At 67.4% G+C, this 261-nt stretch carries 1 protein-coding gene; it reads right to left on the reverse strand.

The window, feature by feature from the left end; translation table 11 throughout:
• Positions 1-261 (reverse strand): HlyD family secretion protein (locus ACX2DJ_RS13050; RefSeq protein ID WP_462573173.1); only part of this gene is annotated, 261 nt, incomplete at both ends.

Raw genomic sequence — 261 nt, forward strand, 5'->3', positions numbered from 1 at the left:
CGCACGAAGCCGATGTCCTTGGGCTTGATGCGGGCCTCGACCAGCACCTTCGGCCCGATGGGCGAAATCTCGAGGATGGGTGCGCCGCTGCCGATGACGCCGCCGATGGTGCCCGCCTTCACGCTCTTGACGACGCCATGCACCGGCGACTTGAGAACGGTGCGGGTCAGCGCGTCCTGGCGCACGACCATCTGCTCGTCGAGCTGGGCCATCTCGCTTTGCACGCGCACGAGTTCCTGGCTGGCTTCCTGCCGGTAGCGG

Source organism: Altererythrobacter chaiwopuensis (assembly GCF_054957755.1).